Source organism: Pseudomonas brassicae, from assembly GCF_010671725.1.
GTDB classification, from domain to species: domain Bacteria; phylum Pseudomonadota; class Gammaproteobacteria; order Pseudomonadales; family Pseudomonadaceae; genus Aquipseudomonas; species Aquipseudomonas brassicae.
Genome location: NZ_JAAHBU010000106.1, coordinates 26,303 through 36,510 on the forward strand (window position 1 = coordinate 26,303; position 10,208 = coordinate 36,510).

Annotated in this window: 10 protein-coding genes; all 10 read right to left on the reverse strand. The window is 53.6% G+C overall.

Annotation, left to right across the window (positions count from 1 at the left end; all coding sequences use genetic code 11):
- Nucleotides 1–174 precede the first annotated feature (174 nt).
- Entirely contained in the window at nucleotides 175–1,023 is an 849-nt protein-coding gene (locus tag G3436_RS09085) for a glycosyltransferase family 4 protein (RefSeq protein ID WP_338001225.1), read from the reverse strand.
- Nucleotides 1,024–1,371: 348 nt separating this feature from the next.
- Nucleotides 1,372–2,232: a glycosyltransferase gene (locus G3436_RS09090; RefSeq protein ID WP_476644170.1), complete on the reverse strand. Its 861-nt coding sequence runs from the start codon at nucleotides 2,230–2,232 to the stop codon at nucleotides 1,372–1,374.
- A gap of 89 nt (nucleotides 2,233–2,321) precedes the next feature.
- Nucleotides 2,322–2,561 (reverse strand): hypothetical protein, encoded by a 240-nt coding sequence (locus G3436_RS27480; protein WP_243667079.1) that lies wholly within the window; start codon nucleotides 2,559–2,561, stop codon nucleotides 2,322–2,324.
- 16 nt (nucleotides 2,562–2,577) lie between these two features.
- Nucleotides 2,578–3,927 (reverse strand): hypothetical protein, encoded by a 1,350-nt coding sequence (locus G3436_RS09095; protein WP_163943810.1) that lies wholly within the window; start codon nucleotides 3,925–3,927, stop codon nucleotides 2,578–2,580.
- A gap of 64 nt (nucleotides 3,928–3,991) precedes the next feature.
- Entirely contained in the window at nucleotides 3,992–4,309 is a 318-nt protein-coding gene (locus tag G3436_RS09100; protein WP_163943814.1) for a hypothetical protein, read from the reverse strand.
- Between the two features lie 18 nt (nucleotides 4,310–4,327).
- Nucleotides 4,328–5,482 carry a glycosyltransferase gene (locus tag G3436_RS09105; protein ID WP_163943817.1) on the reverse strand — a complete coding sequence of 385 codons (1,155 nt, stop codon included), beginning with the start codon at nucleotides 5,480–5,482 and terminating at the stop codon, nucleotides 4,328–4,330.
- Nucleotides 5,483–5,537: 55 nt separating this feature from the next.
- Nucleotides 5,538–6,872, reverse strand: a complete 1,335-nt coding sequence (locus tag G3436_RS09110; protein WP_163943819.1) for a hypothetical protein — start codon at nucleotides 6,870–6,872, stop codon at nucleotides 5,538–5,540.
- A 12-nt stretch (nucleotides 6,873–6,884) separates the two neighbouring features.
- Complete coding sequence (locus tag G3436_RS09115) at nucleotides 6,885–8,753, reverse strand: tetratricopeptide repeat protein (protein WP_163943822.1); 1,869 nt, start codon at nucleotides 8,751–8,753, stop codon at nucleotides 6,885–6,887.
- The gene (locus tag G3436_RS09120; protein ID WP_163943824.1) at nucleotides 8,740–9,186 is read right to left on the reverse strand and encodes a hypothetical protein; all 447 of its coding nucleotides are present in this window, start codon (nucleotides 9,184–9,186) and stop codon (nucleotides 8,740–8,742) included. Before G3436_RS09120 ends, G3436_RS09115 begins: the two co-directional genes overlap by 14 nt.
- Nucleotides 9,187–9,461: 275 nt before the next feature.
- Nucleotides 9,462–10,208, reverse strand: a 747-nt coding sequence (gene pseI / locus G3436_RS09125) for a pseudaminic acid synthase (protein WP_243667080.1), incomplete at its 5' end; no start/stop codon positions are given.

The window sequence follows — 10,208 nt, forward strand, 5'->3', positions numbered from 1 at the left end:
CCACCACTAGAACTCGCATTGATTTTTATTCACGAGAACACTTAGGCGGCACCGCTACCAGCGCCCAGCCTGACGTGCAGCCGAAACCGACACCCTTTTACACCTTACCAAGGGCCCTGTTCGCTTATTGCAATGACTTTATCCAGCCCTGGAGCAATACCCGTCGGACATTGCTCAAGCCGACTCAAGCAGCGCCACTACCTCTCGCGCCATTTCCTGCATGATTCGTTCCCGAGCATAACGCTCGACGAACACGCGGCGATCGACACTGACCAAGGTCAACTGCTCGAAACACTGCACCGCTCGCCCTACATCGCAGGGCGGAAATACAGCAGCGTTGGGCACCTCCCTGGCAATGAACTCGGCCGCATATCCACCTACCCCAGCCCAGATCGGTTTTCCCGAAGCGGCATACTCAAAGAGCTTTGACGGTAATACTCGCTTGAACGCCGCCAGGTCATTCAGATGCAAGAACAACACATCCGCCTGCTCATAGAAGGCTTTTATCTGATTGCGTGGCATTGCCGGTAGCAACTCAACATTCTTGAGTTGGCGCACCGCTAGCGCTTCACGCAATGCCCCGGTCAGCCGGCCATCGCCGATGATTTGAAACCTGGCCTTGCCTTCCAGTCGTTCTGCCAGCGCGGGCAAGATAGCTTGCAGGCCCTGCCCATCGCCAATGTTGCCTGCATACACCACCCTCAGCGGCTCGCCTTCGCGGCCTCGATGCTCACTCGAGGCAAGCGGTTCACTGAATTCGGCGTCCACCCCATTGGGAAAAAACGAGAAACGGACACGCGGGTACCTGGCTTGGAAGTAAGGCAGAAAACCAGGCGAAACCAAATTGACAATTTGCGCGCGCGTGATGGCCCAACGCTCCAACACCCCGAACGACCAAACTACCGGGCGCCAGACACGAGCGCTGAACACGCCCGCCAGCGTTTCGACAAAAATATCGCGGATATCCAGGTACAGACGCGCGCCTTTGCCACACGCCAGCAAGGCACCCAGTACTGCAGTCATCAAACGCGACGAGGTGGCAAGACCAGGTCGTAGTCCCTGCCCCGGGCGAATCGGTACGCCCCCCAAGCAAAATGCAGAAAGGACCACGACTGCCCAAGCAGCCCACCTCTACTCTCCGGCAACACCACCCGGCGGATACGCAAGCCATCATGCTCCTCAAAGCACTCCGCTTCCTGCACACAGGACTGGTAGCGATTGGGCTGGGTGGTCAACACATCAATTGACACCCCCGTCCCTTGCGCACGCAGTGCTTTCACCAAGGCTGCAGAGCGAAACGAGCCCGCCGACAAGTCTGGGGGATAAAAAAAGCTGAGAAAAAGGATTCGCTTTGACATTGAGAGTGCTGAATCAGCCCACCTTCTTTTGCTCGAGTACGCGCGCGTACAGAGCCAGCAGTTCGCCTTCCTGCTCTTCCCAGTTCAACACTGCAGCTGCCTTCAGTGATTGCTCTGCATAAAAATGGCGTTTGGCCTGATCATCGACCAGTGTCTTCAATGCGGTAGCTAACGCCTCGGTATCACCCGGGGGAACGAGCAAGCCCAGGTCATGTTCCCTTACCACCCGGCGAATTTCGGGCAAATCGGAAGCCACCACCGGCAACCCCGCCTGCACGTACTCGAACAACTTGTTCGAATCGGTGGTGTAGTGGTTCAGGCACGTATTCTCGATGGGCTGGACGCCGATACTGGCGGACGCGGTGTAATCTGGTAGCTCGGCCAATGCGACGGTCGGGATGAAGCGAACCCTCTGCTCAAGGCCCAACTCAGCAGCGATGCAGCGCAGGTTCGCGTCCAGGCGTCCACCACCGATGAACACGAAGTAGGCATTCGGCACCAGCGCCGCCACCCGCACCAGACGCTCAAGCCCACGCCCCTGCTGAACACCGCCCTGGTACACCACGATAGGCCAAGGTTCCATCAGACCAAGCTCATCTCGAATGCGCGAACCGCCCTGTACCGACTGCTTGCGTGGTCGATTCTGCAGAACCACCGGGCGGCCTATGCCGTAGGCACGGGCAAAGAACTTGGCCCTGGCTTCTGTCGTCGTGATAGTGCCATGGGCGCGCGGCATGAGCGCACCCTCGACCCAGGCGACGAGCTTGCGAAGGCCGGTATAGCCTTCACGACTGGTACTGATCTCATGAGCATCGTAGACGAGCCGCGCCCGCGACAACCTGGCAGCCAACCATGCCGTCGGCAGGGTATTCACATCATGCGCATGGACAACGTCGGGACGTTGGCGAACCACGTTGATCAGGAGCGCAACATGCCCACGGCAGCGTCCAATAATTTGAAGAATCAAAGAAAATGCAGACCTGCGTGAGGGCTCACGGATACAGCAGGCTTGCTCACGTTGCGGCGCTTGAACAACGAGACACACACACGGCGCACCGTGATCCGATCCTCAATCACCTCAACAAGCTTCGTCTTGGCAGGCACATGGCACGCATTGACCGTCACATGATAGCCGCTTCGTGCAAGTGTCTGCGCCTCTTTCAAGACACGCGCGTCATTACAAAAATCGTTCCAGACCAACATCGAAACAGCAACCAACTTACACCTCGCCTCGACGACACTCGGCATAGACAGGAAGAATAGCCAACACCAAGCGATAGGCTTTGTCGTAGCTACCTTTACGGTAATTTTCTTCAAAGCCCGAACACAAAGCAGCCAAAAGCGCTTTATTAAGACTCAACTCAGAAATTTCATTTCGCCGCGTTTTTAGCAGCGTCAAGGCAGGCTCAATGACTTGAGCGGTTTGTGGCCATTTAAAGCCAACAGGCTCCAACTCCCAGCGCGCCCAATGAAGCAAACGCAAATCCCCCTCAGCATCCAACCAGAGCATGCCTGGTCGAATATCAGGCAACTGAAAAGCGAGCGGCAACTCTCCGAGCATACTAGCAATAGCTGGAAGCAACTCACGAAGCCGATCCAACGGCTCCAGATCACAATCGCCTTCATACAAATGGCGCAAGTAATCAAGGCTCTGAACGTTCAAACGCCCTACCAGTTGAAGCCTTGATCGTAGATAACTGCTGACCAACACAGGTGCAGGAACCCACGCAAGCGACTGTGCGCGAAAATCGACAAGCGTGTCTGGCCATGAGCTCTCGTCATCCGGGACAAACATCTTGTAGCCCGTGACCTCGAACAGGTGGCAATTCATGCCTGCAACCGTCGTCGCGCCCAGAAATGCTGGAGCCGGCAGCCCACGCTGCTGCGTCAACAACGAGGCCTCATGGAGCGCTTGAGAGCTGCGACTGGTATCAAAAATCTTGAATAGAATCTGCCGTTCGCTGCCGTCGCTGCTCACTACATCGGCAACAAAACAAAGCAGCTCTGGGGCACCGAGTGAAACCCAACGACTGGAAAACCGGACCTGCTGGGTATCCATGACTGCCCCCAGGCTTTCCAGCATCCATTTCTCACGCCCGGCTTTTTCGACAAGCCCAGCAAAGCCACTCGCCTTCTTCTCAGGCAAAAATACATGGGCGTGAAAAAACAGCGCACGCAACATACCCTGCTGCTGGTACAGCTCGGCAGTATCCTTGAGGACATTGGCCGCCTTGCTGAAGAGTTGCCGCGAGAGCAAGAGCGAAACGACAGAAACCAGGACGCCCACAGGTTCAAGGTAAAGATGATCAACAACGATAAAAGAAAACGTTATCAAAAAACCAAGACTAGACATCAGTTTTGGCAACGTACCCAGCCCATCTTCAAGCTTATTCCTGACAGCGCTACTGCTAGCACACAACACCACTACAACAATGGAGAAGAGCAGAAAGTAGGCGAGGATCAGAAAAGCCAATTTCGTATAAAACAACAACATGCCACACAGACAAACACCCGTGAAGCACAGACCAGCGAATGCCTGGGAGAAACGCAGGTAGCCTTTGCTGGCCACCTCATCCTGTCGTTCAAAGATCGCAATCTTCCGGCTACGCTGAACTAATTTTTCTGCGCCTCGCTCAGAAAAAACGTGCCACCAGTTTATCAAACACCAGGTGGGAAAAATAAAACAGCACCGAAGCCACACTAAGCACAACAATCAAGCGTTCGCGACCAAACGCCACCATAAAATCGGGGAAATAGCCTGGGATCGTCTCGCGCCCTAACAGCAAAATGACTTTCAACGGCAACAGAAAACTAACCAGGAACAATAATTGGCTAGCAATCGTCAGCCCGACTGACGCAGCGGTCAGCAACGGCGCAACACGAAAAAAACTTATTGCCCAAAGAGAAGAACCAGGCCTGGGCCTGTACATGGAATAAATAATTTTCCGCATCTTATTGCACGTCACTCATTACCGAAACTCCAACAATATTTTTGCCGCCGCCTCGGCACCATTTTCTCCTCGATAGGAGGAAGGAACACGCTCGTCCAGAAATGCATCTATCGAAGCATCCAGCATGCGTTCGTTGATTTCGGTCAACACCCTGTAAGGACCAAAGCTCGCGGTCATCTCGACACGACGCAATTGATCATCCGCCCCTGTCGACATATTGGGTACGAACACCGTCGGCAATCCCAGCATAACGGCCTCACACACCGAGTTATAACCGCCCGCCAAAATGGAAAAATCAAACGCGGCAAAATACCGGCTATTAGGATAATCGACGATGACACTATCAGCATCCAGATTGGGCTCGGGCTTAAGAGCAATAGGCGACTGCCCCAACACCACCTCGATACCCCGGCGCTGCAAGTGCCTGATCACACTGTCCTGCAGGTCTGCAATGCCATTGATATTACCCGCCCCAAGTTGCACGTAAGCGCAGGGCCGATCCTGGGAAAGACGTAATATTTTACGCGCCGTTGGGCGATCCAGCAGATCCTGAGGATCAAGCAATGCAATGGGATCGACTCGACGTACTTTCGTCTCGACCTCGTCATGCGCATCCTTGGCCTCAGAGAGTTCACCGGGCGCAATGATGCTATCAAAAAGCGCGATATAACCCTTGAGCTTCTGTTGATCTACACCGGCCTTGTACAAGCCACGTTTGATCCACACATAGCGAATACTGGCATAGCGGCGCATGATGCGCTGCAACCCAAGATAAGGTGCCGTGCCATCAAATACCAGAGTGCCAGGACGGTGAAGTGCCAAAACGGCGTCGATGTTGCGGAAGAACAACTGATTCCATGCCACCGGGCTTTCATTCAGTAGAGCCGCAGGTGGAACATGGTGACAAGCAAACCCCGCCCGGTGCACCAGTGCCACACCGATGCTGGTGGTAAGAAAGACAATTTTGGCGTCTGGCTTTTGCTGCTGAAGGCGACGAGCGACTGCCAGCGAGCGCGTTAGATGCCCTAGCCCGGCACCATTGATGGGGAGGAACAAAAATACGTTGGCATCAGGTTTGTAAGTAAGCCCCTTGAATGATGGCACTGCCAACCATGCACGTATCAAGAACTGCTTCAACAACCTCTTTGCAAGCCCAACCGCCTTCTTAATCACACCACGCTCCCGAGGAAATACTTCAAATAGCAGCCGCCATCTCACGCGCAGCACCTTACTGAACTGCACCCAAATATGCAACAAGATCCCGGAGAAATGACTGCAGATCATCGTCGGATGGCGAGAGTGCCGGGTCGTAATCCGCCATCGTACTTCTCCATGCTTGAGTATAGAAAGGTTGCCGCCAAAAGGTACTTTCCAAGTCGGAGAATGAAACTTCCGGCGCCAGCCCCTTGGCAGCGAATCCGTAATAGTCTACGCCAACATCATCCAACGAAAACAATTGGAAAACCTTGATCCCGGCAGCAAGCAGCTCGATGGTCACGGAAGAATTGCCTACAATTGCTATATGCTCACTCTCCGGCGTCTGCATCACTAATTGCACAGATGAGATAGCCTCGCGCAGCTCAGGTGAAGTGCGCGGGTGTAACTTAACCTGAACATTTAACACATCTGGATTTTGCGCCAGCGCCTCGACCACCGCCAGCAACGGTCCCGGTAAGAACACAGCCGTCAGGTAGACAACGACCGTCACGCGTCCATCAACAGTCGCGAAGAGCCTGGTGAACTCCGCCGTTGGCCGATGCCTCCCAACGACGTAGACCTGCCCACGTGAATGCCCAATATGCTTGTAGACCTGTGCTGAATGATTATTACGCAGTATGGAATATTCGAAATCCAATGCGGGAAAGCGCGGCGACACTTCTGCGTGCTGCAGATATATACGAGGCACACTGAACAACTTCATGACCATCGAAAAAGCCACCGTGCTCGCAGAGTGATCATTCGCCACCACCGCTATCAGCGGCAACCGCTTGGACTCTTGCAAGAAAAAGCGAAAGAAGCGATAAAAATACCTGCAGTAGGTCAACACCGCATCTGCGCTCACAGAATGACACGTCAACCGACGACTAAAGCCTTTGACCATGCCAAATAAAATCAGCTTACAGGTCGCATCCTCCTGACTTTCCAAACACTGCTGTTTCTCCGCAAAAGATAGATTGAGCGCCCTTGAATATTCAAGCCCTACGTGCCCGGCCTGCGCCGAGAGAAAATAAAACTCCCGCTCATTATTCGCAGTAGCGCCAAAGAACAATGCGCGACTTTCGATGTGCACGTAAGTCGTTTCTCTTCTGCGTGTAAATTCCTGCCTCACGGCCACGAGCAACCCTTTTCGATCGCCCACCGCCGCCAGCGCCGGAATGCCCTGCCCTTTGTTACCGGCGCCCGAAACGAATCGACCAAACTCCAGCACCGTAAAGATGCGCACTAACCCTCGATGGAAAAGCCAGAGCATGCGCGCGAACCGCCACACCCCCAACCTGGCGATCAAATGCCTTAACGCGAGACAGTGCTTGAACGCCCCACGGCATTTGGTACGCATGCGCATGAACATGAGCCCTTAACCCTCGGCTACTTGCTGATACTCAGCCCGCACGCTGGCTAACCTTGGCATCAAACGACGCTTGACCTCATCGAAGACTTCGCGCACACACACTTCTTGCGGTTCGGTGAAGTCGATCCACACTGGGGCCACCACAGTAGAGTTCAGCGTCAGCTGGTCCACCTCTGTTTTTCCACCGGCGGTACGCAGGTAGTAGTTTTCCGGAGAGAAACCAAGCATCCAGGTTTCAATACCCAACGCGGCGCCTAACTCCATGGGCACGCTACTGATACCGACCAGCAGATCCAGCCCCAACAGGCAGCCGGCCGTAGCCTCGAAATCATTGAACAGATCAACATCATCCAGTAGCCGGATGCCAAGATCACGGCAGGTTTGAATTTCTGCCTCTGTCATCGCATGCTGGATGGACCAGACTTCCACTCCTTCCAACCCTGCCAACGGAGCAAAGTCTTCCAAGCGCAGGTACATCAGCTTTCGCATGCCAACCATCAGATGGCTTCGCCACAGTATTCCTATCTTGAGTTTCCCGACAGACGGAGTTACGCGTGCCGAACAATCCCACTTCAAATACCCCCCACGCGCGGGTCGAGCGATCACCCCAGAAAAATAGTTAAACATCAAATTCTGGGAAAACGTCACATAATCCGCTCGCTGCATTTCTGAATAGGTACCATCATCAAAGAAACCAGCTACACTTTCATGCACCCCCGTCAAGCGGGCATTTATCGTATCCGACCTTGTTGCCATTATCTTTCTAACGCGTCGAACCGGAATGAAATTAATTTCAGGATAAGACCTGGAGAGGATATTGAGCAATCTTGGGTCACACGATGCGGAGACACGCCCATATCTTTTTTGAATCGCCCCATAGAGCTGAGAAGAACGTATTTCATCCCCAACCCCCTCATCTGCAATAATATAGAGGCTCTTCTCAGAGCACGCACCTGGCAAGGAGCTATAATTATAAAACTTTTCACCCAGGAGCTTGCCGAGAATCTTCCACTGCCTCGTTTTCCTCTTTGAATAAAAAGACGAAAGGTAGTTGCCAGCCATTACTTCTGTCGTTGTGTATTCGCTCTCAACTTTTACCAGCCCCTTTCTTCCAGCCGTACGAATCCCATAACCAATCTTGGCTCTGTAGTCCAAAATAGCCCGCATATCAAAGCCGGCGCGTGGCATGGAAAAACGCAGCCCGCCTGCGGCAAAGCCATCCGCTGGATTTTCCTCAAGTACACGCTGGAAGCAATAGAGCGCCGCCCCGTAGTCGCCACGATCCAGATACCTGAAGCCCAATATAACTGTCTTGGGAAGTACGTTGTCCGATACCGCCCCGCCATCAATTAAATTCAGCGCCTCATCCCAAAGATCACAACGCAGCAGAAAGCTCAGCACCGCGTCCTGCCTAATTACATTCAAGCCAGGAAAGCTAGGAAGAATAGCGCCAAGGCATTGCTGATAGGCCACATCAAAATGCTCTCTTTCTTTTCTTCGGGCATGGAGGTTCTGCAACAGCGTTATATCTGACTTGTTGGCGGCGACAATATCAAAGAGGACATCCGAACGCCCATCGAACCACTCTGGCATAAACTTCAGAACAAACCGCGCCAACACAAGGTTCGGCTTACCCACTGCCAGACACCGGCCCAGATAATCATACACTTCGGCGTGATAACCATAAGAAAACAACAGGGTGAACACCCCGGAACAACTCGACACCACACCCACCGGCACATCAGGCAACCTGATATATGCGTGGGGAGAGATAGTAATATCCGACACCACATCGAGATAAAACTGCGAAACCGAAAACTTTAACCTTGCCGCCTCATCCCCTGAAAAACGCTCACTCAAGTCACCAGCCAACATGCGAAAAAATTCTGACTTTCTCGGCAGGCTGAATACCAGACAATCTGACACACTCTGCAAGATCGAGAAACTTATCTACCTTGACGTCTTTCAGCTCTGGCAACTTTTTTACAAGTAACTCAACCCAGGCATCAGCGTTCACGCCATCCGCAGTCGCATACAAGCAGCGAATCGCCAACAGCTGGTCACTCAGGCAAAGCGCCTCAAAGGGTACCCCCTTCAACAAACCAGAGGCACTCTGATAATTCTTAAGCTTTGATAAACGCCGAAACTCATCCATTGAGAAAGGTGCGATGACATGCTTGCTCGCCTGAGAAGCAAACTTACCCGTTGAACGCCCGCCGCCCTCTACGCGACGCCTCACGACTTTCTTAACCAGGAGGTGCAAGAAATCGTTTGAGCGCACGATCTTTACCAGTACTGATTTAAACACCTGACCCCCCCAGAGAAAAAAGACATACGCTTAGCGACAACTTTAAAAAACGAAATAGCAAAACCAGCCTTCTGCAAAGCCAGCCTTGGGCAAGCCTTGCAGCTCGCTGAAAAATCAGGCGCATTCATGGGTGAAGCTCTTCAGCGGCACAACCAATCAGCGCGCCCCACCTCACCCCGTCGTGACATGGAGTGCGATCCGCCGACATCACTTATCCGCCAACGCAAGCCACGTCAGCGCCTCCCCCCTGACTACGTCCTTGCTTACTTGCCGCCCTACCACCTGATCCCAATACTTTGGCTCCAACCCCAAACCCGGCCGATTCTGCGAATGTCATGCTCGGTAATCACATCACCCGCCTTGAGGTCACGAACAAAGTAAATCGAGCGTCGAAACTGTTTATTGCCGACCTCAGCCTGCTGCCGCTCGAAGCCAGGCTTGCCCAGTGCCGACCAGGCATCCCGAGTGTCTTTGCAAAGGCGCTGCAGTTCATGCGGCTCCAGAGAGAATTCGCTGTCTGGCCCTTTATCGGCACGGCTGATGGTGAAGTGTTTTTCAATTACGCAAGCACCCAGCGCCACAGCGGCCACTGAGACCGTGGTGCCAAGGGTGTGGTCGGAGAGACCAGGAATAGTGCCAAAGCGCTCAGCGAGCACCGGCATCTGCATGAGGTTGGCCTGGTCGACCGGCGCGGGGTAACTGCTAATGCAGTGCAGCAGCACCTGCTGACAACCCGCCTCTCTTGCGGTGGCCACAGCTTCCTCGATTTCCGCCTCGGAGCACATGCCGGTGGACATGATCATCGGCTTGCCCTTGCTGGCCACGTAGCGAATCAGTGGTAAATCGGTGGCTTCGAACGAGGCGATCTTGTAGGCAGGTGCACCCAACTCCTCCAACAGATCGACAGCACTCTCATCGAATGGCGTGGAAAAGATGGTGATACCCAGCGATTTGGCATAGTCGAATATCTGCTTGTGCCACTCGTAGGGTGTTTCCGCCCATTTGTAGAGGTCGTACATGTT